This is a genomic window from Candidatus Eremiobacteraceae bacterium (assembly GCA_035710745.1).
Lineage (GTDB): Bacteria > Vulcanimicrobiota > Vulcanimicrobiia > Eremiobacterales > Eremiobacteraceae > JANWLL01.
Window position 1 is genome coordinate 9,938 of record DASTCX010000024.1, and the last position, 25,302, is coordinate 35,239.

A 25,302-nucleotide genomic window follows, 5' to 3' on the forward strand; every position below is an offset into this window, starting at 1 on the left:
TGCGATGACGCCTTTCGAACCGGTTCTCACCAAGGGCCTCGGCGAGCTCGATCTCGCCGACATCGACGTGTACGAGAGCCGCGGCGGATTTGGCGCGCTTCGCAAGGCGCTGCGCGACCTGACCCCCGACGCGGTCGTCAGTGAAGTGAGCGCCTCGAACTTGCGCGGCCGCGGCGGCGCCGGCTTCCCGACCGGCAAGAAGTGGAGCTTCCTCCCGAAGGACGGCCGCCCGCGCTATCTCGTGTGCAACTGCGACGAGGCCGAGCCCGGCACGTTCAAAGACCGCATGCTGCTCGAGAAGACCCCGCTGCAGATCATCGAGGGCCTGCTCATCTCGGCCTACGCCATCCAAGCCAAAGAGATCATCATGTACATCCGCGGCGAGTTCCTCGAGGGCTACCGCGTCTTCAAGAACGCGCTCGATGCGGTGCGCTCGCGCGGCTACGTCGGCCAGAAGATAGCCGGCAGCGATTTCTCGATCGACATCCTGCTCCACCGCGGCGCCGGCGCGTACATCTGCGGCGAGGAAACGGCGCTGCTGAACTCAGTGGAAGGCAAACGCGGCGAGCCGCGTCTCAAGCCGCCGTTCCCGGCGAACGCAGGGCTCTACGGCATGCCGACCGTCGTCAACAACGTCGAGACGGTCGCGCTCGTGCCGTACATCATGACGCGCGGTGCGAAGTGGTTCGCGTCGATCGGTCCGGAGAAGTCGCCTGGACCGAAGATCGTCTCGGTCAGCGGTCACGTGCAGCGGCCCGGGAACTACGAGATCCCGCTCGGCATCTCGATGCGAGAGCTCATCGACGAGTACGCGGGTGGGCTGCGCCCCGGCCGGCGCGTCAAAGCGATCCAGCCCGGCGGCGGGTCTTCGGCGGCGATCTTCGAGGAAGATCTCGATACCGGCTACGATTACGAGTCGCTCGCCGCGAAGCGCACGATGCTGGGATCGGGCGCGGTCGTCGTCATGGACGACACCGCATGCCTCGTCCGCTCGAGCATGACGCTCGTCCGCTTCTTCGAAAAGGAGAGCTGCGGCCAGTGCACGCCGTGTCGCGAGGGCGGCCAGTGGGTGCACCGGCTCGTCGCGCGCCTCGAAGCCGGCGAAGGCACCGATGCCGACCTGCGCGTCTTGAACACGATCAACACGACGATCACCGGCACGAATCTCTGCCCGCTCGGTGATTCTATCATGCCGTTCTTATCGTCGGTCCTCACGCGATTCCCCGACGAGTTCGCCGCACACGTGAAGCTCGCGCGCTGCCCCTTGAGCGCCGGTTCCAGCGAGAGCGCCGCCTGATGGCCAAGAAAACGCCGGCGCGTCCGAACGTCAAAGTCGTCATCGACGGCAACCAGATCTCGGTGCCCGAGGGAACGCTCGTCGTCGACGCCGCGAAGCTCATCGGCACGCAGATCCCGGTCTACTGCTCGCATCCAAAGCTCGATCCCGCGGGTCTGTGCCGCATCTGTCTGGTCGAGATCGAGAAGATGCCCAAGCTCCAGATCGCGTGCGCGACGCGCGTGACGGAAGGCATGGTCGTCCACACATCGACCGCGCGCGTCGCCGAGGCGCGACGCGGCGTCTTAGAGTTCTTGCTGCTCAACCACCCGCTGGACTGCCCCATCTGCGACAAGGGCGGCGAGTGCGATCTCCAAGACTACACGATGTCGTACGGCGCCGGAGCGAGCCGCCTCACCGAGCCGAAGCTCCACAAACCGAAACGCGTCGACCTCGGGCCGACCATCGTCCTCGACGAAGAGCGATGCATCTTGTGCCGGCGCTGCACGCGCTTCGATGACGAGATAGCTCAAGAGCGCAACCTCATCGTCGCCGAGCGCGGGCACAAGTCGCTCATCTCGACTCGCGACGGCGGGGGCTACCGGTCGTACTTCTCGGGCAACACGACCGAGATCTGTCCGGTCGGCGCGCTGACGAGCAAGGCGTATCGTTTCCGGTCGCGCCCGTGGGACCTCGGTCGCGCGGACTCGGTCTGCACGCAATGCTCGGTCGGCTGCAACTTCCGCATCGACACGCGCTTCGGCCACGTCATGCGCACCTTCACCCGCGAGAACCCGGAAGTCGACGACGGCTGGCTGTGCGACCGCGGACGCTATACCTTCAATTATATGTACTCGCCGGCTCGGCTGCGCCAGCCGCTCGTACGCCGCGACGGCGAACATCGTCCCGCGTCGTTCGACGAAGCGCTCGCGTATGCGGCCGAACGGCTCGGCCCCGCGGCTGCCGCCGGCAAGGTCGGCGTCATCGGCGGCGGCCGCCTCTCCGACGAAGAGGCCTTTGCCCTTCAGAAGTTCGCACGCGACGTGCTCGGCACGAACAACGTCGACTATCGCACGCACATCCAGCGCTTCGCGTCGCCGGCGCGCTTCGGCGCAAGCCTGACCGACATCGACGATGCCGATCTCGTCCTCGTCTTCGGCACGTTCACACCCGAGCAGGCGCCCGTGCTCGATCTGCGTCTGCGGCGCGCGGTCGCGAGGCGCGGCGCGAAGCTCATGCACATCGGGCCGTACAAGCCCGACTATCCGGTGGCAGTGCAGCACGTCGAATATCCGCCGGGCGCCATCGCCGAGCTCATGGAGCAACTCGCCGATACGGTCCATCACGGACGCGAGGAGTCCGGCGATGGCTTCGTCGCCGACATCGCGCAGCAGCTCGTCGACGCCGAGAAGATCGTCGCGATCCACAACGGCCGCAACGTCGCCGGCGCCGCATCGCTCGAGCGGCTCATGGAGACGCTTGCTCGCTACGACCATCAGGTCGGCATCCTCGTCGTCGGCGCGATGGGCAATGCTCGCGGCGCCGAGGCGGCCGGCTGCGTGCCGAACCTCGGCCCAGGTTACGCCGCTGTGCAAGGCACGCCCGGGATGACGACGACCCAGATGCTCGCTGCCGCTGCCGACGGCAAGCTCGATGCGCTCATCGTCGTCGGCGCGAATCCGGCGCTGACCGGCGCCGACGGCACGCTCGCGCGCGCCGCATTCGAACGCGTCGGGTTCCTCATGGCCGTCGATCTCGTCATGACGGAAACTGCGTCGCACGCCGACGTCGTCTTCGCCGCAGCCTCTTTTGCCGAGAAGCAGGGTCACACGACGAACCTCGAAGGCCGGCGCCAAGCCTTCGCGCAGGCGGTCGAGCCGCCCGTCGGCGTCTATACGGACTCTCAGATCCTCGCGAGCCTCGCGACCGCGCTCGGCAAGCCGAACGCCGTCCGCGCGGACGCAGACGAGCTGTTCGTCGATCTCCTCGCCGCCGAAGCGAGCGCCGCGGCATCGCGGCCGAAGGACGCGCCGCTGCCTCGCCCGAGCATCGCCGAAGCGCCGTCGTCGACTGCCGATCAAGTCGACGCGACTCATCGGCGCTTGACGATCTGTCCGATCCCGCACCTGTACGCCGGCGGCGGCGCGGCCGCGCACGATCCCGGTCTAGCCGAGATGCGTCCGAAACCGTTCGCGGTCTTCAGCAGCGCCGACGCGTCGCGCATCGGCGTCGTCGCGGGCGAGCGGGTGCGCCTGACCGGACCCGGCGGCACGATCGAAGTCGAAGCTCGCGTCGGCGATCAACCGCCGGTCGGCGTCGCGCTCGTCTTGGCCGATATGCCCGAAGCGCCGGAGAACAGATTGCTCGAGGAGACCGGTTTCGGCTGGGCGACCGTCGAGAAGGTCGCGCAAGCGCGGGAGGCATCGGCATGAACGCGCTGCTCGCGAACCCGAACACGAAAGAGACGATCATCGTCGCCATCGAGTCGCTCGTGATGGTCTTCGTCGTCATGACGGCGTTCGCGTACACGATGCTCGCCGAGCGCAAGGTGCTCGCCTGGTTCCAGATGCGCGTCGGGCCGACGTGGTGCGGGCCGTGGGGTCTCATGCAGCCGGCCGCCGACGCCGTGAAGCTCGTGCTGAAGGAAGATCTGACCCCCGCGACCGCCGACAAGGTCATCTACAAATTCGCGCCTGCGCTCGCCGTGCTCACCGCACTGCTCGCATGGGCGGTGATCCCGATCGGCGTCTTGCCGAACGGCGACCCCATCGCGATCGCGAATCCGGGGCCGGGCATCTTGTTCGTCCTCGCCGCCGCAGCGATCGGCGTCTACGGGGTCTCGCTCGGCGGCTGGGCGTCGCAGAGCAAGTGGCCGCTGCTCGGGGCCATTCGTTCGACCGCGCAGATGATCTCCTACGAGCTGTCGATGGGTCTCGCCGTCGTCAGCGTTCTGCTGCTGGCGGGCACGACGAATCTCGCCGGCATCGCCGCGGCGCAGAGCGCGCATCACTTCTGGTACGTCATCCCCGAGTTCATCGCGTTCATCATCTACGGCATCACGGCGACCGCGGAGACGAACCGCGCCCCGTTCGACCTGCCGGAAGCCGAGACTGAACTCGTCGCCGGTTTCCACACGGAATACTCGAGCCTTCGCTTCGGCACGTTCTTCGTGGCCGAGTACATCAATATGATCACCGTCTCGGCGATCGCGACCGTGCTCTTCCTCGGCGGCGGCGACGGCCCGTTCGTCGCGCAGTTCCCGCTCATATCCGTGCTCTGGTTCGTCCTCAAGATCTGCTTCTTCATCTTCATGTTCTTCTGGGTGCGCGCGACGCTGCCGCGGCTGCGTTACGACCGTCTCATGGCATTCGGCTGGAAGATCTTGCTGCCGGTGGCGGTCGCGAACCTCATCATCACCGCAGGAGTGGTGGCGCTACTATGATCCGCGCCGTACGAGGACTTGTCGTCGGCATGCTGACGACCCTCAAGTACCTGTTCCGCAAGAAAGTGACGATCGACTATCCGCGCGAGCCGTATCCGCATCCGGAGCGCTTCCGCGGCGTCCACGAGCTGCGCAAGTACGATGACGGCCTCGAGCGCTGCATCGGCTGCGAGCTGTGCGCGGTCGCTTGCCCGGCGAACGCGATAACGGTCATCGGCGCGGAGAACGATCCGCAAAAGCCGACGTCGCCCGGCGAGCGCTACGGCTACCGCTACGAGATCGACATGCTGCGCTGCATCTTCTGCGGCTGGTGCGAAGAGGCGTGCCCGACCGACGCAATCGTGCTGACGCCTCGCTTCGACATCGCCGATTTTAGTCGCGAGCGGCTCGTGTTCGGCAAGGACAAGCTGCTCGTCAACGACGCGTTCACGCAGCACCTCGGGAACACGGAATCGGCGGTCGAGACGGATCCCGGCGTCGAAGGCGGGGCCGCGTGACGGCGCTCTTCGCCGCGTGCGCGGTCGTCTTGGTCCTCTCGGCGATCGGCGTTGTCGTGAGCAGGCATCCCGTCCATTCGGTCGTCGGGCTTATCGTAAATTTCGCGGCGCTTGCGGTGCTGTTCTTGACGCTCTCGGCCGAGTTCTTGGCGATGATCCAGATCATCATCTACGCGGGTGCGATCCTCGTGCTCTTCCTCTTCGTCATCGCGCTGCTGACCGTCGGCAGCGATCCGATCGAGCGCACCGCGAACAAGCTTCCGGAGCAGGCGGGGCAGGCGGTCATCGCGGGGCTCGTCGCGCTCGGGTTCATCGCCTGGGGCATCCAAACCGATTGGACTCCTACCGCCGCCAAACCGGCGCCGGATTTGGGAACCGTCGGCACGTTCGGCATCCAGCTGCTGACGACGCACGTCTTCGCATTCGAGGCGACCGCGTTCGTGCTGCTCGTGGCGATCATCGGAGTCGTCATGATGGCCGGACGGCGGGAGACGGGGGCGCGCTCCTGATGCCGCAGATCCCGCTCAGCGACTACCTGTTTCTCTCAGCGGCGATGTTCGTCATCGGACTGATCGGCTTTCTCGTCCGGCGCAATCCTCTGACGATGCTCATGGCGGTCGAGCTCATGTGGAACGCCGGCAACCTCGTGCTGGCGGCATTTGCGCGGAACTTCTCCGACATGTCGGGCCAGGTGTTCGTGTTCGTCGTCATCACCGTCGCCGCCGCAGAAGCGGCGATCGCGCTCGCGATCGTCGTCATGGTGTTCAGACGCCGGCCTGACGTCGACGTCGACGACATCTCGGTGTTGAGGGGCTGATGGACGCTATCGTCGCGAATATCGCTCCCCAGATCCTATTCGCGCCGCTGGTCGGCTGCCTGCTGATCGCGTTCGTCGGACCGCGCTTGCCGCGATCCGTCTCTGCCGTCATCGGATGCACGTCGGTCTTCGCCGCGTTCGCGCTGACAGTGGGTCTCGCGATGCACGTCTGGCACCTTCCGGTCGCCGCGCAGCGCATCGACGTGCAGTTCGGCACCTGGGCGCTCGTCGGCCCGGCGCATATCGGCTTTGGGATATGGATCGACCCGCTCGCGTTGACGTGGATGCTCGTCATCACGGGCGTCGGCTTCCTCATCCACCTGTATTCGGTCGGCTACATGGGGCACGACGCGAACTACCGCACGTTCTTCGCGCACATGAACCTGTTCGTGTTCTCGATGCTCTTGCTCGTCATGGCGGACGGGTTCTTGTGGCTGCTCGTCGGCTGGGGCGGCGTCGGCCTCGCCTCGTACCTATTGATCGGCTTCTACTACGACCGTCAAACCGCCGTGCTCGCCGCGCGCAAGGCGCTCATCATGAACGTCATCGGCGACGTCGGCATCATGATCGCGATCTTCCTCATGTTCGCGCATATCGGCGATCAGTCGTTCGCCGTCGTCTTCGCGCGGACCGACGCGTTCGGCACGTCGGCGCTCGACTGGATCGGCATCTGGCTGCTCGTCGGGGCGGTCGCAAAATCGGCGCAGCTGCCGCTGCACACCTGGCTTCCGGACGCGATGGAGGGTCCGACCCCGGTGAGCGCGCTCATCCACGCCGCGACGATGGTGACGGCGGGCGTCTACCTCGTCGCGCGCTGCCATCCGATCTACGATCGCGCGCCCGCGGCTGCTGAGACGGTCGCGATCGTCGGCGCGGCTTCTGCGCTCTTCGCCGCGACGATCGGCTGCGTCCAGTACGACATCAAACGCGTGCTCGCGTATTCGACGATGAGCCAGATCGGCTACATGTTCTTGGCCGTCGGCATCGGCGCGTACACTGCCGGCGCCTTCCATTTTCTGACGCACGCGTTCTTCAAGGCGCTGCTCTTCATGGCGGCCGGCATCGTCATCCACAACCTCGGCGGCGAGCAAGACATCCGCAAGATGGGCGGACTCGCCAAGCGCATGCCGTTCGCCTACTGGACGTTCCTCGCGGGGACGCTCGCGATCGCGGGCGTGCCGCCTTTCTCGGGTTTCTTCTCGAAGGATTCGATCCTCGACCAAGCCGCGTCGCTCGGCCATCCGTGGCTCTTCGCCGTGGGCGTCTTGGCCGCGGCGCTCACGGCGTTCTACATGTTCCGCCTCTTCTTCTCGACATTTGCCGGGCAATACCGCGGCAGCGTTGAGCCGCACGTCGAGCGCGTGCCGGCGATGGACATACCGGTGGGGATCCTCGCCGTGCTCGCGACGATCGGCGGCTTTCTCGTGCTGCCCGGGCGCGACACGATCAGCGCGCTGCTCGCAGGCGCGTTTCCCGACGCGATCGCGCCGCTGTCGCTCGCGAATTTCGATTGGCCGCTCGTGCTCGGCACGCTCATGATTGTCGCAGCCGGCATCGTCACCGCCTACGCGATGTACGTCATATCGCCGCAGTTGCGCATCGACGTCTCGCGCCGCCTTTCCGGGCTGCGTTCGCTCCTGCTCGACGCCTATCACATCGACGCGATCTACCATGTCTTGTTCGAAGTGCCGGCGTACGCGATCGCGCAAGCGTGCAGCGTCGTCTTCGAACGCGTCGTCATCGCCGGCGTGCCGCAGGCGCTCGCCTCAGCGGCGAGCGCGCTCGGCGGATTGTCACGCGGATGGGAGACCGGCTATCTGCGGCGCTACGGGCTGACGATCGCGGTCGGCGCATCGCTGTTGCTCTACTTCGTGATCTTCGGCATCCACGGCGGCGACACGGCGGGGACGCACTGACATGCAGCTCATCGACGTCTTCCCGTTCGTGCCGTTCGCATTCGGCCTGCTGACGCTGCTCGTACCGCGCGGCAACCAATGGGTGCGCATCCTGCCGATCCTCGGCGCGGTCCTCACGCTCGGTATGAGCATCGGCTTCGCGGCCGGATTCTTCATGCTCGGCAGCACCGAGACGACGTCGAGCACTCATCCGTGGATCGTCGGGCCTTGGACCGCGGCGTATCACGTGCGCGTCGATGCGACAAGCATCTGGTTCGTCTTGCTCACGACGTTCGTCGCCGTGCCGGCGATCTGGGCGGCATGGTCGTACGGCGATGCGCAGCGCCAGCGCGGTTTCATGTTCTTGCTTCTGACATTCGAGTCGACGCTGCTCGGGCTGTTCACTGCCGCGGATCTGCTCGTCTTCTACGTCTACTGGGATCTCATGCTCATCCCTGTATTCGTCTTGCTCGCGGGATACACGGGCGACCCGTATGCGCGCCGTGCGGCGTGGGCGTATCTCATCTACAACGGAGCGGGCGGCCTCGTGCTTCTCCTCGGCGTCGTCGGGCTCGTCGTTGTGACGCACACGTTCGAGGTGCTCGGTACGTCGTTTGCCGTCGCCCCCGCGCTTCAATGGTGGCTGTTCGGCGCATTCGCGATCGCCTTCTTGGTGAAGACGCCGGCATTCCCGTTCCATGCGTGGATGCCGCCGACGTACACGCAATCGCCGCCGCCGCTCGTCGCGATGATCTCCGGCGTCCAAAGCAAGGCCGGTCTCTACGGGTTCATCGTCTTCGCGCTGCCGCTATTCCCCGACGCGGCGCACGCCTGGGCGCCTTTCATGCTCGGCGTCGCGCTCGTCTCGATCCTGTACGGCGCGTTCGCGGCGCTCGCGCAGACCGATATGAAGACGCTCGTCGCATACACTTCGCTGTCGCATCTCGGCCTCGTGCTCCTCGCGCTCTTCGCGTTCGACGTCACGTCGTATCCCGCGAGCGTGCTCATGATCGTCAGCCATGGGCTCATCTCCGCGGCGCTGTTCATCATGCTCGGCTTCATCGAGGAGCGGGTGGGGACGCGCGATATCTTCGCTTTCGGCGGGCTTGCCGCGAAAGCGCCGCGGCTTCAGGCGTTGCTGCTCATCGCTGCCATGGCGCTGCTCGGGCTGCCGGGTTTATCCGGCTTCGCCGGAGAGTTCTTGATCCTCGTCGGATCGTGGCAGACGCAACCGGTCGTGACGGCGCTCTCGCTGCTCGCGATCGTCATCGCAAGCGTCTACGCGCTGCGGCTTTACCAAGCGGTCATGCACGGAGAGTATCGCGTGCCGGCAAGCGCACCCGCGGCGATCGAGCTGCGGCCGCGCGAGATCCTGGTCGTCGCGCCGCTGCTCGCCGCCATCATCTTCCTCGGCGTCTGGCCTGGTTGGCTCACCACGAAGACAGCCGCTCCCGCAGGGATGACCTCGCATCCGACCATTTACTGGGTGCCTCGCACATGACGCAGATCGCCGCACCGCAGATAGACTTCGGAGTCGTCGCGCCGCTCGCAGCGCTCGTCGCGACGGGCTTGCTCATCCTGCTCGTCGATCTCGTGACGAGGCGAGCGACGCGCCGAATGCTCTACTCGATCGGGATCGCCGGCAGCCTTGTATCGCTCGTGCGGGTCGCGCTGCAGGTGGGCCACCCCGCGACGACGTTCGTCGGCGCGTTCGCAAGCGACCGATTCTCGTGGGCGTTCGACGCCATCATCCTCGTCGCGCTCATCGGCTCGCTGCTGCTTTCGCTCGTCCGCGACGCCGAGGACGGCGCCAGCCCCGCCGCTTATTCTTCGCTGCTCGTGTTCTGCGCGCTCGGCGGCATGATCATGGCGGGCGCGGCGAACCTCATCGTCATCTTCCTCGGGATCGAGCAGCTCTCGCTCGCGCTCTACATCCTCACCGGCACCGGCCTCGGCCGGCCGGCATCTCAGGAAGCGGCGCTCAAGTACGTGCTGCTCGGGTCGCTCGCATCGGGCTTCCTCATCTACGGATCGGCGCTGCTATACGGCGCGAGCGGCAGCGTCGCGCTGACGGATATCGCGCACGCCGCGGCGTCGCCGTCGATGCTCTTCATCACCGGCTTCACGCTTTTCATCGTCGGCGTGGGGTTCAAGCTCGCGCTCGCGCCGTTCCACGTGTGGACGCCGGATGTCTACGAAGGAGCGCCGATCGCCGTCACCGCGTTCATGGCCGTCGCCGTCAAGGCGGCGACCTTCTCGGTACTCGCACGCTTCGTCTACGTCGTCTTCGGACACGACGTGCCTGCGCTCGCGCCGTTGTGGGCGATCGCGATCCTATCGATGATCGTCGGCAACGTCGGCGCGATCGCGCAGACCAATCTCAAGCGGCTGCTCGCGTATTCGAGCATCGCGCAGGCGGGCTACATCGTCCTCGCGCTCGCGGGCGTCACCGGGTCGGGGCTTTCGGCGATGGTCTTCTACCTCGCGGCATACGCGTTCATGAATCTCGGCGCGTTCGCCGTGATCGCGCTCGTCGGCGACGGATCGGAGTCGGTCGCGGACATCGCATCGTATCGCGGTCTGTTCTGGCGCCGGCCGTGGGTCGCGGTGTGCATGACGGTCTTCATGTTCTCGCTCGCCGGCATTCCGGCGACCGCCGGCTTTATCGGAAAGGTGCTGCTACTAGGACAGGCGGTTGCCGCCGGTCCATGGGGCATCGCGATGGCGGTCGTACTCGTCTTTGGTACGCTCGTGTCGTTCTACGTGTACCTCAAGGTCGTGTGGGCGATGTTCTCACCGCTGGAAGACGGCGCGTCTGCGCCCGCCGGCAACGCACTCGTGCCCTGGATAGCGGTCGCTGCGGGAGTCGCGGGCGTCGTCCTCATGGGCGTCCTGCCGCAGCTGTTCTACTCGCTCTTCGCGACCTGATCCACTATCGCGGCTGCTCTTCGCGATCGCGCCACGCGTTGTAGGCCAAGACGACGGGCGGTATGACGATCGTCGCGATGATGAACGCCCGGATGTCGGTGCCGGCGGCACCCGATAGAACTTCGACCGCCATGACCGCGAACGCGAGGCCGCCGGCGATCGAGAACACCGCGCCTGCGGCGCGCAGCGTCTGAGCGCGCAGGGGCGCGCCGCCGAAGCGCATGGCTCGCTTGCGCAATCCGCCGACATACCACATCTGCAAGCCGGTGACGAACCCGACGATCACGAGCGAGTACGAGAAGAGGATGAGGTCGGCGTTCGGCGTCATGTCATGCGCGCTTCGAAAGCCCGCACATGCGCGCCTGGCATCCGCGGCGGGTCAGGGCGACTGACGTCGCGAACGGCGGGTAAGTGTTCCCTATGCGTCTTTGGGTCGTCGGTCTCGCCGCGTTAGCGTGCTCCTGCGCGCGCGACGGCGCGGGAACGGATGCAGCGCCGGCGCCGAGCGCGACGCTGCCGATCGTCGCCGGCGACTATCCCGCCTTCGGTCACGCGCCGGATTTTTCGTGGGTCTCGGGGCGCATCGTGCGCTCGTCGCCGGCGGGTCAATGCTCCTTCGTGCAGTACTCGACGCATCGCGGTGAGCCGTGGGGCGGACGCATCGTGCTCGATGCCGCCGCGGACGACGTCGCGCTGTTCCCGACCGGCGACATGGTGGTCGTCACCGGATCGCTCGACGATCGCATTCTTAGCGCATGTGGTGAACCCGCGCTGAAAATCCGCACGATCCAAGAGCACTAAAGTTTCTGGGAGCGGTCGAGATTCATCTCGACCGCCGCGGCCTAACAAAGTGCCGAGCTTCGCTCGGCATACCACACTCGTCCCGCGAGTGTGTCCCGTGTCAATATCGTATGCCAGGAGTCGAAACGCCAGACGCAAACCCAAAGCGTCGTGCCCTTCCAAAGAGATAGACACGTCCGGTTGTGGCCGGGCGTCGCCGGTCTTTGGCTCGCGATCGCATCGATAGGCGCCGTCGCGCTCGTCAGCTCGCCGGCCATCAGCATCGCAGACGGCGGATCGTCGCTTCCTTTCGTCGGCGTCTCGCCGCGACCGCACGTCGCCGGCGACGTCTACGATTACTTGCTGCACGGCACGCTGTCGCAGGCGATCGTCGGAAGAGATCCATTCGGACGGAGCGTCAAACAAGCGGCGACGCCGACCGATCTCCTCGGCCGCGAGCGCATCGCGATCAAGAGCGTCGCTGCGAGCGGGCTGTCTCTCCACCGGTCGGGCTCGATCGTCGCGACTTTCAAAGGACGATCGTCACCATCGCAGCGCGGCACCGGCTGGACGCTCGTGACGCCCGAAGGCGACGTCCGCGATCGCAAAGGGAGCACGCTCGGCGGCCTATTCCTATTGCCGCTCGCGTTCCTCGCCGATCGCGCGGTCGATGGCGGTCTCACACCTGCGATCGGTAGCACGTGGACTGCAAAGCTCGGGATGGCGCTGTTCGGTATGACCGCGCAACCGCGGCTTCGCTTCCAGATAACCGGCAGCCGCAAAGTGCTCGGCGTGCTCGTCTACACGCTGACGGCGACGGGGACCGCTCCGGTCAAGGAGCCGGTCGTCACGAACGACGGCATCGCGCTCGGCGACGCGGTCGGCACGTCGCACGTCACGTTGCGCTGCGACTACGATCCGGCCGCGCGGCGCGCGGTGTCGATGGACATCGCGGTGGCGTCGCAGCTCGCTATCAGCTCGCAAGGGAAGAGCACGGGCACGCTCACGGAGCGCCAGCACTATCTCGTCGCGCTCGATGCCGGCTCGATCGGAGCGACGAGCTCGAAGGCGAACGACCCGCCCGCAGCTACTTCGCCGCCCCGCCTCTAAGCGCGGCTCGCCGCTCTTCGCTGTTGCGGTAACCGTACGCGAAGTAGATGAGCAGTCCGATGACCATCCACGCGCCGAACCGGATCCAGATGAAGAGATCCGTTCCCCACACCATGAGAAGCAGCGACAAGACGACGCCGACGAGCGGCACGAACGGCACCCACGGCGTCTTGAAGGGACGCACGCGCTCTGGCTGCGTACGTCGCAAGATCACCACGCCAAGGCAGACGAGCAAGAACGCGCTGAGCGTGCCCGTGTTGACGAAGCTGAGCAGCGTGTCGAGCGAGAACGTGCCTGCCATGATGCCGACGACGACGCCCATGATGAGCGTCATGCGAGCGGGCGTCTGGAAACGCGGGTGGATCTTCGCGATGCCCTTTGGCAACAGCCCGTCGCGCGCCATGACCATGAAGATGCGGCTCTGCCCGTAGATCGCGGTGAGCACGACGGACGACGTGCCGAGGACCGCGCCGAGAATCGCGGTCCAGGCCCACTGACCGAGGTGCACGGCCGCGAGCGCGGTCGGCAGCGGCGTGTTCGGATCGATCTTCGTCGCCGGTTGGAGCCCGATGAGCGCGATCGCGACTGCCGTGTAGAACAGCGTACCGAGTGCGAGCGACCCGAGCACACCGACCGGAACGTCGCGCTTCGGCTTGTTCGCCTCTTCGGCGGCGACGGTCACCGAGTCGAAGCCGATGAACGCGAAGAACGCGTAGAAAGCGCCCGGGATGATGCCGATGACGGGGAACAGCGCCGATGCGCCCTTCTCGTACCAGCCGTTCGGGATGAACGGCGTGAAGTTCGCGGCGTTGAGATGCGGCAGCGCGATGATGACGAAGAACGCGAGCACGCCCATCTTGACGATGACGATGATGGAGTTCGTCAGGCCAGCCGATTCCTTCACCCCGAGCGTGAGCAGGATCGAGAAGCCGACGACGCAGAGGAAAGCGATGACGTCGAAGTACGTGCCGTTCGCCGGGTCGTAATGACCGATCGCCCAGTGCGGGAGATTGACGCCGATGGACGTCAACGCGATCTGGATGTTCGCGGAGAACGTCGTCGCGACCGGGGCGGCGGACATGCCGTACTCGAGGATGAGATTCCAGCCGATGAGCCACGCGAAGAATTCGCCGAGGGTCGCGTACGTGTACGTGTACGCGCTGCCTGCGACCGGGACCATCGACGCGAACTCGGCGTAGCAAAGCCCCGCACAGCCCGAAGCGACGGCGCAGATCAAGAACGAGATGAGGATCGCGGGACCAGCGTAGTTGTGGATCCCGGTGCCGACGGTCGCGAAGATGCCGGCGCCGACCATGTTGCCCAGGCCGAGCGCGATGAGCGCCCACGGCCCGAGAGCTCGTCGTAACGCGGGCCTTTCCGCGGTGCCTTCGGGTTGCTGCGCGAGAGCATCCATGCTTCGCGTGATGAACAAGCCTGTTTGAGGCGGGCCAGACGGCTTCGCCGGGGCGGTCGCCATGTATGAGCGGCTCCTTACGAGTCGGCAGTTCGCCGCTCATTAAACGCAGCGAACGGCTCGACCTTGCGGCCGCTGCGTGCCCTTACGGAGCTTCTGCGTCCTTGCGCGACAGCAGCGGTACCCCTTCGAGCGGCCATATGATGCCGACCGATGGATCCTTCCAGCTGAGGATGCGCTCGTGCGCCGGATCGAAATGCGCGGTCATCTTGTACATGACGACGTTGACGTCGTCGAGTGCGAGAAAGCCGTGCGCAAAACCGCGCGGCACGTACAGCTGCAGATGGTTGGCCGCGGTCAGTTCGAAGCCTTCCCATTTCTTGTAGGTCGGAGATCCTTCGCGGATGTCGACGATCACGTCGAAGATCCTACCGACGAGGACTTGGACGAGCTTGGCCATCCGCATGTCGTAGTGCATGCCGCGCACGACGTTTCTGACCGAACGGGAAACGCTGTCCTGCATCCATTCGTCGCGCATGCCGAGCTGGGCGTACTTCTCGCGCGAGTAGGTCTCTTTGAAATAACCGCGATCGTCGTGGAAGACGTCGGGCACGTAGATCTTCGCGTCGGAGAACGAGGTGTCTTTGACCCGCAGCATCGGCCCGCGCTTCCTGGGGAGCGGTCGAGATTCATCTCGACCGCCGCGGCCTCACCAAGAGGAAAGGTCGTCGGCAGTCGACCGTGAAGGTCGACCGCTCCATTTTCAGACCGCGTCGGTCGAGCTAAAGCTCGACCGCTACAAAGCTTGGCCGCTTCGAGAGTTCATCGGTGGCTAATGCGAGCTGCGACAATTGATATGACGATCGAGCGGCGAGAGGGCCGCGCGGCGAGCGCGCGAAAACCGCCGACTCGGCCTTTCCCGGGAGCCACTCCGTGCGACACCTTTTCATCTCTCTGTTCATCGCAGCGACGTTGTGCGGCTGCACGCAGTCGGCGACCCAAGCCGTCGCGCCCATCCCTGAGCTGGTGAGCGCAAAGCATTCCATAACGTCGGTGAGCCACGTCGTCATCCTCGAGATGGAGAACCGGTCGTTCGACGAGATGTTCGGCACGTATCCGGGCGTCAACGGGATCAACTCGCCCAACGTCGTGTGCAACCCCGATCCGTCGACTGGCGAGTGCGTCTTGCCGTTTCACGACACCTCGACCGTCAATCATGGCGGCCCGCACTCGGACACCGCCGAGCGGGCCGACATAGACGGCGGCAAGATGGACGGGTTCGTCGCCAGCGCCTACGACAAGGACGTCATGGGCTACCATACGTGCGACGAGCTGCCAACGTATTGCTTCTACGCGCAAAACGGCGTCTTGGCCGACAACTTTTTCGAGGCCTCATCGTCGTTCTCGACCATGGCGCATCTCTACATGGTGAGCAACTGGTCGGCGAAATGCACGGGCCTCGATCAGCCGTTGAGCTGCATATCGAACAACGATATCGCGATCAAGACGAATCCCGACTTCGCCTGGACCGACATGACATACTTGCTCCACAAGGCCGGTGTCAGTTGGGGTTACTTCGTCTACGCGAGCGGCCACCCGTTCCTGTCGCCCCAGGACAACGACGGCGAATTCTCTCCGGACAACTCGTACAAGGTCGTCGGCTTGTGGAATCCGCTCCCCAACTTCGACACGGTGAAGGAGGATGGCCAAACGACGAACGTCCGCCCAGGTGCGAAGTTCGACGCGTTCGCGACGGCCGGAACGCTGCCGCAGGTGTCGTGGGTCGTGCCGTCGTTCAACACGAGCGACCATCCGGCGGCAGATCTCGTCCAGGGGCAGCTGTGGGTGCAGCATGAGATCAACGAAATCGAGGCTGGGCCCGACGGGCCGTCGACGCTCATCATCATCAACTGGGATGACTTCGGCGGCTTCTACGATCACGTCCAGCCGCCGTTCGTCGACGCGAACGGCTACGGCATCCGAACGCCGATGATCCTCTACGGGCCGATGGTGGCGGTTCCCGGCTCGATCGATCACCAGTTCCTTTCGACCGACGCCGTCAACGCCTTCATCGAGCGGCTCTTCTTGTCAGGTCAGATGCTCGATCCAAACACCGATGGCCGACCGGACTCTCGTCCGGACGTGCGCGAAGAAACGCCAGGGCTCGGCGCGATCGAAAACGACCTCAACGGCTGATAGGCCGCGGCGGTCGACCATAAAGGTCGACCGCTCCATCTGAACACATAGAACCGCGGCGGTCGAGATGAATCTCGACCGCTCCCGATTTCAGACGTATTTGTTAGAAGCCGCCGCTGTACGGTGACGCGCCGAACGGGCTGGCCCCGAACGGGTTACCGCCGGGAAGGCTGGTGGTCGGCAATCCGGTGTAGGGATTTCCGAGCGGCAGCGACCCCGAGGGCAGGCTCCCGGTGAGACTGGTGGTCGGAAGCGAACCTGAAGGCATCGAGCCCGACGGATAGCCGCTATACGGACTCGTCGAGTAGCCGCCTGAGAAACCGAACGTCGAGTAGCCGCTCTGCGGCGCATACAACGCCGCGGTCCCATAGACACCGCCGGAATACTGCGGGCCGTTCGCGCCGATGTAGACGTACATCGGGCGAGCGCGATACGTCTGGACGTACAAGGCCCGCTCGATCGCTTTAGCGTCCGACGCCAACGCGAGCAACTGCGCATCGGTCGCACAGCTCAAGCCCGACCACGCTTTTCCGCTCCACTTGATCGTCACGTCATCGCTCACGGGCGTCGCGCCGGTCGAGCACTGCGCCGTCGGATTCCTGCCGGCGGTCGACGCGCTTCGCAGATCCGCGAAGAAGCGATCGGAGAGATCGTTTTGCAGTTCGAGCGCCGAGCGGCCGGCGCCGTCGACTGAAACGGCGTGGCCATCGGGTTGGATGACGATGCGGAAACCTGAAGAGTCGCCGCTGCCCGGATTGTAAATGGTCGCAGCGCCTTGGGGCACCGGCAATTGCGGCACCGGCGACGCTCCCAATAGAGCTATCGCGAGGGCTGGAGCGAGGATGCCGCAGAGCGGCGCCAGGCGCTTTCGCATGTGACTGGCATCATAATAGAACATGTGGGCGGTGGACGCAAGCCGACCAAAGCCCCGGCTCGTTAGGCCGTCCCGCTATCCACCCGCCATCGCGCCGATGACCATGAACGGCTCGGCGCCGCGGGCGACCTCGTCGGGCAACGGTACGTCGGGTGAATCGTGCGACAGGTCTTCCATGCAGGCGAAGAAGCGGACGAGCGCTCGCCGCTCTTGCGTCACGTGATCGCGGATCGTGCCGCGCAAAACGGGAAAGCGGTCTTCGAGCGCGTCGAGGATCGAACGTTGCGTCACAGGTGCATCGACGTCGATCTTGACTTCGCCGTCGACTTTCGCGAGCGTGCGCAGATGTGCCGGCAGCACGACCCGCACCGTCACGCGAGTGTTTGCACCTCGATCGATAAGACCGGCGGCAGATCGCGCACGATAGGCGCCCACGAGTCGCCCGCATCGGCCGATGCGTAGACCTGTCCGCCGGTCGTGCCGAAATAGACGCCGCTCGACTCCATCGTGTCGACCGCCATCGCGTCGCGGAGGACGTTGACGTAGCAATCGCGCTGCGGCAGCCCGTTTGTCAGCGCCTCCCACTCATCGCCGCCGCTGCGGCTGCGATAGACGCGAAGCTTGCCGTCGGGCGGAAAGTGCTCGGAGTCGCTCTTGATCGGCACGACGTATATCGTCTCGGGATCGTGCGGATGGACGTCGATGGGGAACCCGAAATCGGTGGGAAGGTTGCCGCTCACCTCGCGCCAAGAATCGCCGCCGTCATCACTGCGCATGACGTCCCAGTGCTTTTGCATGTAGAGCACGCCGGACCGCGTCGGGTGCATCGCGATGTGGTGCACGCAATGTCCGACCTCGGCGTTTGGATCGGGGATCTGCTCGGAGCGCAGTCCGCGATTGATCGGACGCCAGCTCTGTCCGCCGTCGTCGGTGCGAAACGCGCCGGCCGCCGAGATCGCGATGTACATCCGCTTCGGATCTTTCGGATCGATGATGATTGTGTGCAGGCACATGCCGCCGGCACCGGGCTGCCAGCCGGGCGCCGATGCGTGGTTGCGCAGCGCTGGCAGTTCCGCCCACGACTTGCCGCCGTCGGTCGACTTGAAGAGCGCGGCATCTTCGACGCCGGCGTAGACCGTATCTGGATCGGTCAGCGACGGCTCGAGATGCCAGACGCGTTTGAATTCCCACGGATGGGGCGTGCCGTCGTACCAGCGATGCGTTCCGGGCGTACCTTCGTACTTGAACTCGTTGCCGACGGGTTCCCAAGTCTTGCCGCCATCATCCGAACGCTGGATGAGCTGGCCGAACCAGCCGCTCGACTGCGATGCATATAGCCGCTTCGGGTCCGCGGGTGACGCTTTGACGTGATAGATCTCCCAGCCCGCGAAAAACGGCCCGCTCACTTCCCAGTTCTTCCGTTTGCCGTCAGCCGTGAGGACGAACGCACCCTTGCGCGTGCCCACCGAGACTCGTACTTGGCTCATCTCTCAGTCTTACGTTGGTGAAGGATGAAATAATTTCCCTCGCTGTCTTCGCCGAAGGCCATGCGGCAGACAGGCGTGTCCTCGATCGCCCCGTCGTCGTCGAGCTTGACGCCGCGCGCCTTGTACTGCGCGACCGCCGCATCGAGATCGTCGACGGCGAACATGAGCCCGCCGCCTCGACGCCACTCTTGATCGTCCGGTTTGAACAGCCCGAACGTCGTGCCGTCGGGGAACTCGAACTCGGCGCCCATATCGCCCCACTCGGACGACACGTCGCAGCCCATCTTATCCCGCCAGAAGGCTTTCGCGCGCGCGACGTCCTTGACGAGATACACCGCCACATCGATGCCCTTGATCTTCACTTCCTGTGTCACGCTCATGATATCACGCCTCGTTCGCACGCCTGCCGTAGGCGTACGCAAGCACCAAGAAACCGACGACCGTGAAGTAGAACCCGACGCCGAAGTCGATCGGGATCGACTGGCCCATGAATGAGATGGTGCGGTCGCCGATGAGAATACCGAGCACGGCCATCGCCAGACCGAAGCCGGCGATCGCGAACATCCGCGTCACCGTCGTCAGTAATGGAAGCGCGCCGAGCCCGACCGCGATCAGCAATGCCAGCCATCCGACTCCGCCCTGGCCGACCATCGACGGTGAGCCGCCGGTCACGTCGCTCATCTCTGCAGGCACCGAATAGAACGGCAGCAGCGTTCCGATCGCGCCCACGATCCCGCCGACGAGCGTTGTCAGCTTTTCGGCGCCGAGGCTCATGACGGCGCTCTGCGCCTGCGCGGCCGCTTGCCGAACGGGCATCGACGTCGAGGTCGATTTGCCGCACGCCGGGCAGAACGCGGCGCCGTCGGCGAGCGCGGCTCCGCAAGAAGTACAATTGCTCATGGATCCTCCCAAACGAACGGCCGCATCGGATCAGACCGACGCCGCGGTCACGAGCGGTTCTCGCTGCGCGGAGGCCTTCCTTTGGAGCCGATGGTCGGGCGGCGTTTACGCGCGTTGCGCGTGTTTGCGGATGGACGGGGCGTACGTGTCCACGACGATCCGGCTGCGCCCGCGGCTTTTCGCTTCGTAAAGCGCACGGTCCGCCGCTTCGATGAGCTCCGGCACCGATCTGTCAGCGAGATCGCTCACGCCGAAGCTCAGCGTCGTCGAAAACCGACGTCCGTCCTTGCTGAAGAACGGCGTGTTCTCGACGCGTGCTTTGATCCGTTCGAGGCACATCCCGGCGCCAGCCGCCGGCGTGCCCTCGAACATGATGCAGAACTCATCGCCGCCGTAACGCGCGCCGACGTCTTCTGCGCGGATCTCCGCGGCGATCGCTGCGCCGACCGCGCGGATGACGTCATCGCCGACGACGTGTCCGTACGTGTCGTTGACTTGCTTGAAATGGTCGATATCGAACATGCAGAAGCTGAGCGGCAAGTCGTGCCGTACCGCGAGGTGCGTCGCGGCATTGAGGCGCTCGATGAAATGCGTGCGGTTGTACAAGCCGGTGACGCCGTCGCGGATGGAGGCGTCGCGCAGCGCTTCCTGAAGCGCTTTGATCTCGCTGATATCGGTCTGTGACCCGATCATCCTGATCGCGCGTCCCTTTTCGTCGCGAAGCGCGCGGCCGCGGCTGAGCATCCATCGATGGGTCCCGTCGGTGTGACGCATGCGGACCTCGATCGAAAAACTCTCGGTCGTTCCTTTGAAGTGCGCGAGCAGCGCCCTCATCGCGTCCTTGCGCTCGTCGGGATGGACGAGCTCGATGAACGCCGCGGTATTGAGCGACTCATCGCCGCGCCGGCCGAGCATCTCGTTCCAACGCCGCGAGCAATGCAATGTGTCCGAAGCGATGTCGAGATCGAGGACGCCGCTGTTCGACCCCTCGGTCGCGAGCTCGAAACGGTGCTCGCTGTCGGCAAGCCGCGCGAGCGCCTCGTTGAGCTCTTGCGTCCGCTCGACGACGCGCTGCTCGACCGAGACGAACGCCGCCTGAAGGTCTTCCTGCGCTCGGGTCCTCGTCGCGTCGAGCGCGCGCACGCTTCTCGAATTCAAGGCGATGAGAATAGCGAAGATGGTGATCGTCGAGAGGACGAATAAAGCGATCCCGTAGGTCGCATCAAACAACCCGGCGCGCTCGCCGCTGAGACCCAACCAGCCGAGAACGACCGGTATCGTTATCGCTGCCGGGATCATGCTGCGGAGCATGAGTCCCGAGCCGTTGGCCGAGTGGACGGCCGCCATGAGACCGTTATAAGGTTTCGACAAGAGGACCGCCCCGCACAGCAGCAGGATCGCGATCGCCGTATTCATCGCCATCGGCGTCGTCGACGCCACTTGGTAAAGATACTTCGCTGAGTACATGTAGCCGACGAGCGTGAAGAGCGCGACGACGACTGCGCCGAGCGTCACGATTTGCGCGCGGAGGATGACGATGTCGGCGTCGCTCGCCTCGAGCGCAGTGCCGATGCCGATGAGCGCGATTGCGATTGCCGTATTCGTGCCCATGCGGCCCGGGATGCCGCTGCGCGTCTGATCGAGCATAAGGACTTGGTCGATGCCGAGGTGCCAGCCGAAGATGTACTCACCAAGGGTGAGCAGCGCGAGTGTCGCGGTTGCTAGAGCGAAGAGCTGCGAGAAGATCGCAGCGGGCTTAGACGACGGCCAAAGACATTTGATGCCCAGGGCGATCGCCAGGCCCATGATGCACACCGACGTATTCGGCTTCATCGGAACGAGGCCGGGCTCGACGCTCGTCAACCACAGCGCGCCTTGAGTCCATCCGAAAAGGGCGAGCGCGCCGATGGCTGCAGCCGCCGCGGCCGCGATCGACGTAAGCCTTCGGAATAGTTTGGGGTTCGCGATCATCGATTGTGTCGTAATGTGAAATAGCCCCTTTATCCTTATCGTCTAGGGGATGGGGACCATGGGTGCAAGCGGGGTCACACTCAGGCGCGAAGTGAGTCGACCCGAAGCGTTGAGGCGGCGTTGAGGCCGGTGAGTCCCCCACGGATGACATCGTGCGGCCTCAAGGGCTGGATCTCACGCCGGCACCGCTTCGGGCCGTCTCGGATAGCCTACAGCCCGAGGGTGAAGGTTCGATGCAGATGTCGTGAAGGGTTAGTTTCGCTTCGATACGCGCCGCTCGCGTTATACATGACAGTTAGTGTCATGTATCGCGTGCTACGCTCTGCTCGACATCTCGAAACTGCTGCTCATAAGGAGTTCATCTGATGATCACGGGAGTCGACCTGTTCGGTTTTACCGTTCGCGACAAGGCGAAGACCGTCGCGTTTTATCGTGACGTCCTGGGCCTTAAGCCGACCGACGAGGATGCTGACGGAGCCGAGTTCACATTTCCCGACGGCACGACGTTCGGGATCTACCAACCGCCGGGAGGTGATATTCCGCTCGGCGGCGGTGTCATGTTCGCGGTACCTGATGCGAAGAAGGCGGTCGATTACTATCGCTCGCGCGGCGTCCAGCTGAGCGACGTCATGGAGGGACGGGTCTGCTTCATGTCGTTCGGCACCGATCCCGAAGGCAATAGCTTCATGATCCACCAGCGAAAGAATATCGGTTGAAGATCACGCGTCCGAGCCTAGGTCTGCCCACGGGCTCAGCGCGAGCCGCAGGGCATTGTATGCCTTGCGGTGTTTGAAATCGAGCTTGGCCGAGCCGGCACGTTCGTAGAACTCACGGATGAGCCGGTCTCGGCACAACTGCTTCTCATCGTCGTCGCCCATCACAAGGTACGCTTCGACGGCGTCGCGGTCCTCAGGCGGAAAGTCGGCGGGTAGTGTGCCTAGCGCGGCGTTGATCCGCGCTACGTCGGGTCGCGCGCTCGCTTCGGGTGAAGCCATGAGTCCGCCGCGCCGCATCCACTCGGTTGTGTCGGTCCCCTTGGACAAGACGAGGCCGATCATAACGTGCATGAACAGACGAACCGCGCCGTACGCGCCCACAAAAATGACGCCTATGAAAACTGGGGTCGTCGGCCACGGCTGCCACGTTGCGACCGCCAAGATGGCCGCAACAACGTAGATAGAGACGCCAACCCATTTCGACGATAAGGCGAGGCAGCGCGTTAGTCGTGCGCGCTGCTCCTCAACGGACGGTGTGGGAGACTTCTCATCAAGGGTGCGCATCTCGGAGTGGAGTGGCGTTCGCCGGTGCGCGCCGAGAACCCAGCGTCGATCACGTCCGTTCTCGGCCTAAGGGGCATTGGTTGGTTCTTCAGGCACGCCGGCCTCCACCGATGTTGTAGCGCGGGCAGTGGCCGCAGAACGGTCCCGAGCATCGGCGCGCCACATGACTGCGAGTCCGGCGATCGACGCGAAGAGAGCCAAGACCAAACCCCAAGGGTTCGGTAACTCACCGGTCGGTGTAGGCGCAAGCGAACCAAGACTCGCCAGCAACATCCAGATCGCTCCAACCCCGATGACGAGCCAATCGCCCCACCGGTATCGATAAGGCGTTGTTGAGTTCGGCCACTTGAGCTGCTGCATCCGAGTGAAGTGCGATTGGACTTCCGCGTATGCCAGGAACGAAAGAACGCCGAGAAAGTCCAGCGTAGCGGGAAGGCGGAAGAGCCATCCCATCAGCGCGCCGCAGAACGCGAGCAACGGCAACGACGGAACGGGACCGGACTCATATCTGCGCGCTTCATCCTCGACTTCGCCGAACAACTGCCCGTAGACGAAGATGTTGTACACTGGGATCAGCAGCAGCAAGAGCCGCCAAGGCCGATTCTTGTCGCCCTTGATGTAGCCCATCACCCGCGCGATTTTGAAGAGCCAATAGATCTCGTAGAGGCCGAACGACAAGAGAAACAGCAGCGAGAACTGGACGCGGGAAGGCGTGTAGGTGTAGTTCGGGGCGGTGTCCGCCTGAGCTTCTTGAAGCTGCTCCCCGCAGCGCTGGCAACGCCGCGAACCCGGCGCATTATCCTCGCCGCAGATCGAGCATTTCACCGCTGTACCTTCTGGCAGCCGCACCTTGCATATAGGTTACCAAGGATCTCCATTCCAAAGAGAACCAACGTTTGGAACGGTGATCGTAGCTTGATCAAGCTGACAACTACTTCGGCCGAGCGCTAGATGACGAACACGATGCCATTCGAGTACGCGCCGCCCGCGAGCGTCGTGCCGTAGAGCTTACCGCCTACGTTCACCAGCCCCCCGTATGGTGACTTGCCGTCGTTGCGCCCCGCGAATGTGTGGACGACTGACTCAACGCCGGTCGTTGTTATCTTGAAGACGGTTCCGCATTTGCGACAGGCGTTTCCACCGTCTAGCGTCACACCGTATAGCAGACCGCTTTTCACCGCGAGGTCGCCGAGCGGCACCGCGCCATCCGGGTTGCCTTTGAACGAGTAGATCACGTTCTCGACGCCCGCCGGCGTTATACTGAATACCGTACCGTTGCCGACTCCGCCCGATACGGTGGTGCCGTAAAGTGTGCCGTTGAGGCCGACCAACCCGCCAGCCGGATACTGCCCATCACTCCCGCCCTTGAAGCTGTACAGTACGTTCACACCGCCGGTTGCGGTGCGTGTGAAGACAGTCCCGTCAGAATTGGCGCCGCCGGAGAACGTTGTACCATAAAGAGTGCCGTTGACGTTGACCAAACCAGCGGTGGGAATCGCACCGTCGGGAATCTTTTTGAAGGAGTGCAGAACCTTCTCGACGCCGGAAGTAGTGACGCGGTAGACTGTACCGTAGCGTCCCGAGCCTGCACCGCCGTGCTCCGTCGTGCCGAAGAGCCTGCCGTTAACAGCGATCACTGGTGCGTAGGGTTGGCATCCATCCGGACTGCCGAAAAACTGGTGGATGACGTTCTCGACACCTTCGGGCGATATGCTGAACACCACGCCGCAGCCACCGTTGCTGTCAGTCGACGTCGTGCCGTAGAGGGTGCCATCAAGACTGGTAAGGCCCGCCTCGGGCTGGGCGCCGTCGCCCGCAGATCCGAACACATGGATGACATTCTCGATTCCAGCGGTGGTCACGGTGAAAACCGTTCCCGCCTGGCTCGAAGTACCTCCAAGAGCGGTCGTGCCGTAAAGCGTGCCGTTGACGCTGATAAGTTTCCCGGACGGCGACGATCCATCGGGCGATCCTTTGAAGTTGTAGATCGCGCGATAGAAGTCGGGCGAAACGCTCTCGGTATTCGCGCTTGTGCGCCCCGACGGCATTGGTGCCACGACCGCAGAGCGGGTGGTGCACGCCGAGGTTGCGAGAGTCGCTGTGCATGCGACCGCAAGAACGTAGCGCAGTCGAAAGCGAATCATGATCAGACCTCGGGGGAGCACAATTGAGACCGCGGCTATTGTAGCTCTGACAGCGTCGGGGCAATAGTTCTGTCCTAAGTGCTTTTTACTTACGCCAGGCTATTAGCATTTGCCCGGCGGTGTCAGCAAATGTCCGATTTCACGGCTTGCGCTGACCTGAGGCGGTGATTTCGGACAGGCGGAAACTGTGAGTTCTCGGGCGTAAGGCCCGCCAAGGAGACTCACGTGAAGAAGAGCCGCTTCACCGAATCGCAGATCGTCTCGATCCTCAAAGAACTCGACGCTGGCGCG

26 protein-coding genes are annotated in these 25,302 nt (G+C 64.4%); 13 read left to right on the forward strand and 13 right to left on the reverse strand.

The window, feature by feature from the left end:
• Window positions 1–4: 4 nt before the first annotated feature.
• From nuoF to VFO25_09465, 9 genes are read left to right on the forward strand one after another with little or no spacing between them, the layout of a single operon-like run.
• Complete coding sequence (nuoF, locus tag VFO25_09425; GenBank protein ID HET9343118.1) at window positions 5–1,297, forward strand: NADH-quinone oxidoreductase subunit NuoF; 1,293 nt, start codon at window positions 5–7, stop codon at window positions 1,295–1,297.
• Window positions 1,297–3,708, forward strand: coding sequence for an NADH-quinone oxidoreductase subunit NuoG (nuoG, locus tag VFO25_09430; GenBank protein HET9343119.1), 2,412 nt, complete (start codon window positions 1,297–1,299; stop codon window positions 3,706–3,708). Before nuoF ends, nuoG begins: the two co-directional genes overlap by 1 nt.
• Window positions 3,705–4,718, forward strand: a complete 1,014-nt coding sequence (gene nuoH / locus VFO25_09435; protein ID HET9343120.1) for an NADH-quinone oxidoreductase subunit NuoH — start codon at window positions 3,705–3,707, stop codon at window positions 4,716–4,718. Before nuoG ends, nuoH begins: the two co-directional genes overlap by 4 nt.
• Complete coding sequence (gene nuoI / locus VFO25_09440) at window positions 4,715–5,215, forward strand: NADH-quinone oxidoreductase subunit NuoI (GenBank protein HET9343121.1); 501 nt, start codon at window positions 4,715–4,717, stop codon at window positions 5,213–5,215. The genes nuoH and nuoI overlap by 4 nt, the downstream gene beginning before the upstream one ends.
• The gene (locus tag VFO25_09445; GenBank protein ID HET9343122.1) at window positions 5,212–5,724 is read left to right on the forward strand and encodes an NADH-quinone oxidoreductase subunit J; all 513 of its coding nucleotides are present in this window, start codon (window positions 5,212–5,214) and stop codon (window positions 5,722–5,724) included. Before nuoI ends, VFO25_09445 begins: the two co-directional genes overlap by 4 nt.
• A complete protein-coding gene (gene nuoK / locus VFO25_09450; GenBank protein HET9343123.1) occupies window positions 5,724–6,032 on the forward strand; it encodes an NADH-quinone oxidoreductase subunit NuoK in 309 nt (102 codons plus the stop codon). The genes VFO25_09445 and nuoK overlap by 1 nt, the downstream gene beginning before the upstream one ends.
• Window positions 6,032–7,948 (forward strand): NADH-quinone oxidoreductase subunit L, encoded by a 1,917-nt coding sequence (nuoL, locus tag VFO25_09455; GenBank protein HET9343124.1) that lies wholly within the window; start codon window positions 6,032–6,034, stop codon window positions 7,946–7,948. Before nuoK ends, nuoL begins: the two co-directional genes overlap by 1 nt.
• 1 nt (window position 7,949) lies before the next feature.
• Window positions 7,950–9,428, forward strand: coding sequence for an NADH-quinone oxidoreductase subunit M (locus VFO25_09460; protein ID HET9343125.1), 1,479 nt, complete (start codon window positions 7,950–7,952; stop codon window positions 9,426–9,428).
• Window positions 9,425–10,855 carry an NADH-quinone oxidoreductase subunit N gene (locus VFO25_09465; GenBank protein HET9343126.1) on the forward strand — a complete coding sequence of 477 codons (1,431 nt, stop codon included), beginning with the start codon at window positions 9,425–9,427 and terminating at the stop codon, window positions 10,853–10,855. The genes VFO25_09460 and VFO25_09465 overlap by 4 nt, the downstream gene beginning before the upstream one ends.
• A gap of 4 nt (window positions 10,856–10,859) precedes the next feature.
• Here the strand turns inward: VFO25_09465 and VFO25_09470 are convergent, their stop codons facing one another.
• The gene (locus tag VFO25_09470; protein ID HET9343127.1) at window positions 10,860–11,183 is read right to left on the reverse strand and encodes a hypothetical protein; all 324 of its coding nucleotides are present in this window, start codon (window positions 11,181–11,183) and stop codon (window positions 10,860–10,862) included.
• An 83-nt stretch (window positions 11,184–11,266) separates the two neighbouring features.
• Between VFO25_09470 and VFO25_09475 the strand changes: the two genes are divergently transcribed.
• A complete protein-coding gene (locus VFO25_09475; GenBank protein ID HET9343128.1) occupies window positions 11,267–11,656 on the forward strand; it encodes a hypothetical protein in 390 nt (129 codons plus the stop codon).
• Between the two features lie 150 nt (window positions 11,657–11,806).
• Window positions 11,807–12,745 carry a hypothetical protein gene (locus VFO25_09480; protein HET9343129.1) on the forward strand — a complete coding sequence of 313 codons (939 nt, stop codon included), beginning with the start codon at window positions 11,807–11,809 and terminating at the stop codon, window positions 12,743–12,745.
• Here VFO25_09480 and VFO25_09485 read toward each other — a convergent pair.
• Together VFO25_09485 and rfbC are read right to left on the reverse strand one after the other, a co-directional pair.
• On the reverse strand, window positions 12,723–14,222 hold the full coding sequence (locus tag VFO25_09485) for an amino acid permease (GenBank protein ID HET9343130.1): 1,500 nt from the start codon (window positions 14,220–14,222) through the stop codon (window positions 12,723–12,725). The two genes, VFO25_09480 and VFO25_09485, sit on opposite strands and share 23 nt — an antisense overlap.
• An 82-nt stretch (window positions 14,223–14,304) precedes the next feature.
• Window positions 14,305–14,817 carry a dTDP-4-dehydrorhamnose 3,5-epimerase gene (rfbC, locus tag VFO25_09490; protein ID HET9343131.1) on the reverse strand — a complete coding sequence of 171 codons (513 nt, stop codon included), beginning with the start codon at window positions 14,815–14,817 and terminating at the stop codon, window positions 14,305–14,307.
• 275 nt (window positions 14,818–15,092) lie between these two features.
• Here rfbC and VFO25_09495 point away from each other — a divergent pair, with 275 nt between their 5' ends.
• A complete protein-coding gene (locus VFO25_09495; protein HET9343132.1) occupies window positions 15,093–16,355 on the forward strand; it encodes an alkaline phosphatase family protein in 1,263 nt (420 codons plus the stop codon).
• A gap of 103 nt (window positions 16,356–16,458) precedes the next feature.
• Here the strand turns inward: VFO25_09495 and VFO25_09500 are convergent, their stop codons facing one another.
• The 6 genes from VFO25_09500 to VFO25_09525 all read right to left on the reverse strand — a co-directional run bounded on the left by VFO25_09500 (window position 16,459) and on the right by VFO25_09525 (window position 21,587).
• Complete coding sequence (locus tag VFO25_09500) at window positions 16,459–17,229, reverse strand: hypothetical protein (GenBank protein ID HET9343133.1); 771 nt, start codon at window positions 17,227–17,229, stop codon at window positions 16,459–16,461.
• Between the two features lie 75 nt (window positions 17,230–17,304).
• Window positions 17,305–17,604 (reverse strand): MoaD/ThiS family protein, encoded by a 300-nt coding sequence (locus VFO25_09505; protein HET9343134.1) that lies wholly within the window; start codon window positions 17,602–17,604, stop codon window positions 17,305–17,307.
• On the reverse strand, window positions 17,601–18,716 hold the full coding sequence (locus tag VFO25_09510; GenBank protein HET9343135.1) for a hypothetical protein: 1,116 nt from the start codon (window positions 18,714–18,716) through the stop codon (window positions 17,601–17,603). The genes VFO25_09505 and VFO25_09510 overlap by 4 nt, the downstream gene beginning before the upstream one ends.
• On the reverse strand, window positions 18,713–19,096 hold the full coding sequence (locus tag VFO25_09515; protein ID HET9343136.1) for a VOC family protein: 384 nt from the start codon (window positions 19,094–19,096) through the stop codon (window positions 18,713–18,715). Before VFO25_09515 ends, VFO25_09510 begins: the two co-directional genes overlap by 4 nt.
• 4 nt (window positions 19,097–19,100) lie before the next feature.
• The gene (locus tag VFO25_09520) at window positions 19,101–19,616 is read right to left on the reverse strand and encodes a zinc ribbon domain-containing protein (protein HET9343137.1); all 516 of its coding nucleotides are present in this window, start codon (window positions 19,614–19,616) and stop codon (window positions 19,101–19,103) included.
• A gap of 105 nt (window positions 19,617–19,721) precedes the next feature.
• On the reverse strand, window positions 19,722–21,587 hold the full coding sequence (locus VFO25_09525) for a diguanylate cyclase (protein HET9343138.1): 1,866 nt from the start codon (window positions 21,585–21,587) through the stop codon (window positions 19,722–19,724).
• Window positions 21,588–21,952: 365 nt separating this feature from the next.
• Here VFO25_09525 and VFO25_09530 point away from each other — a divergent pair, with 365 nt between their 5' ends.
• Window positions 21,953–22,303 carry a VOC family protein gene (locus VFO25_09530; GenBank protein ID HET9343139.1) on the forward strand — a complete coding sequence of 117 codons (351 nt, stop codon included), beginning with the start codon at window positions 21,953–21,955 and terminating at the stop codon, window positions 22,301–22,303.
• Window positions 22,304–22,306: 3 nt separating this feature from the next.
• On the opposite strand, the gene VFO25_09535 is transcribed toward VFO25_09530, so the two are convergent.
• The 4 genes from VFO25_09535 to VFO25_09550 form a co-directional block, all read right to left on the reverse strand.
• Entirely contained in the window at window positions 22,307–22,654 is a 348-nt protein-coding gene (locus tag VFO25_09535) for a hypothetical protein (protein ID HET9343140.1), read from the reverse strand.
• Between the two features lie 279 nt (window positions 22,655–22,933).
• Window positions 22,934–23,716, reverse strand: a complete 783-nt coding sequence (locus tag VFO25_09540) for a zinc ribbon domain-containing protein (GenBank protein ID HET9343141.1) — start codon at window positions 23,714–23,716, stop codon at window positions 22,934–22,936.
• A 98-nt stretch (window positions 23,717–23,814) separates the two neighbouring features.
• Window positions 23,815–24,915, reverse strand: coding sequence for a choice-of-anchor tandem repeat GloVer-containing protein (locus tag VFO25_09545; GenBank protein ID HET9343142.1), 1,101 nt, complete (start codon window positions 24,913–24,915; stop codon window positions 23,815–23,817).
• Between the two features lie 198 nt (window positions 24,916–25,113).
• Window positions 25,114–25,302: hypothetical protein (locus VFO25_09550; GenBank protein HET9343143.1), on the reverse strand; the 189-nt coding region annotated here is incomplete at its 5' end.

What these genes read in the sequence shown, in the direction of transcription:
- nuoF (HET9343118.1), top strand. Translation starts at nt 5, where the DNA reads ATGACGCCTTTCGAACCGGTTCTCACCAAGGGCCTCGGCGAGCTCGAT.
- nuoG (HET9343119.1), top strand. Translation starts at nt 1,297, where the DNA reads ATGGCCAAGAAAACGCCGGCGCGTCCGAACGTCAAAGTCGTCATCGAC.
- nuoH (HET9343120.1), top strand. Translation starts at nt 3,705, where the DNA reads ATGAACGCGCTGCTCGCGAACCCGAACACGAAAGAGACGATCATCGTC.
- nuoI (HET9343121.1), top strand. Translation starts at nt 4,715, where the DNA reads ATGATCCGCGCCGTACGAGGACTTGTCGTCGGCATGCTGACGACCCTC.
- nuoK (HET9343123.1), top strand. Translation starts at nt 5,724, where the DNA reads ATGCCGCAGATCCCGCTCAGCGACTACCTGTTTCTCTCAGCGGCGATG.
- nuoL (HET9343124.1), top strand. Translation starts at nt 6,032, where the DNA reads ATGGACGCTATCGTCGCGAATATCGCTCCCCAGATCCTATTCGCGCCG.
- VFO25_09460 (HET9343125.1), top strand. Translation starts at nt 7,950, where the DNA reads ATGCAGCTCATCGACGTCTTCCCGTTCGTGCCGTTCGCATTCGGCCTG.
- VFO25_09465 (HET9343126.1), top strand. Translation starts at nt 9,425, where the DNA reads ATGACGCAGATCGCCGCACCGCAGATAGACTTCGGAGTCGTCGCGCCG.
- VFO25_09470 (HET9343127.1), bottom strand. Translation starts at nt 11,183, where the DNA reads ATGACGCCGAACGCCGACCTCATCCTCTTCTCGTACTCGCTCGTGATC.
- VFO25_09485 (HET9343130.1), bottom strand. Translation starts at nt 14,222, where the DNA reads ATGGCGACCGCCCCGGCGAAGCCGTCTGGCCCGCCTCAAACAGGCTTG.
- rfbC (HET9343131.1), bottom strand. Translation starts at nt 14,817, where the DNA reads ATGCTGCGGGTCAAAGACACCTCGTTCTCCGACGCGAAGATCTACGTG.
- VFO25_09500 (HET9343133.1), bottom strand. Translation starts at nt 17,229, where the DNA reads ATGCGAAAGCGCCTGGCGCCGCTCTGCGGCATCCTCGCTCCAGCCCTC.
- VFO25_09510 (HET9343135.1), bottom strand. Translation starts at nt 18,716, where the DNA reads ATGAGCCAAGTACGAGTCTCGGTGGGCACGCGCAAGGGTGCGTTCGTC.
- VFO25_09515 (HET9343136.1), bottom strand. Translation starts at nt 19,096, where the DNA reads ATGAGCGTGACACAGGAAGTGAAGATCAAGGGCATCGATGTGGCGGTG.
- VFO25_09520 (HET9343137.1), bottom strand. Translation starts at nt 19,616, where the DNA reads ATGAGCAATTGTACTTCTTGCGGAGCCGCGCTCGCCGACGGCGCCGCG.
- VFO25_09525 (HET9343138.1), bottom strand. Translation starts at nt 21,587, where the DNA reads ATGATCGCGAACCCCAAACTATTCCGAAGGCTTACGTCGATCGCGGCC.
- VFO25_09530 (HET9343139.1), top strand. Translation starts at nt 21,953, where the DNA reads ATGATCACGGGAGTCGACCTGTTCGGTTTTACCGTTCGCGACAAGGCG.
- VFO25_09535 (HET9343140.1), bottom strand. Translation starts at nt 22,654, where the DNA reads ATGCACGTTATGATCGGCCTCGTCTTGTCCAAGGGGACCGACACAACC.
- VFO25_09545 (HET9343142.1), bottom strand. Translation starts at nt 24,915, where the DNA reads ATGCCGTCGGGGCGCACAAGCGCGAATACCGAGAGCGTTTCGCCCGAC.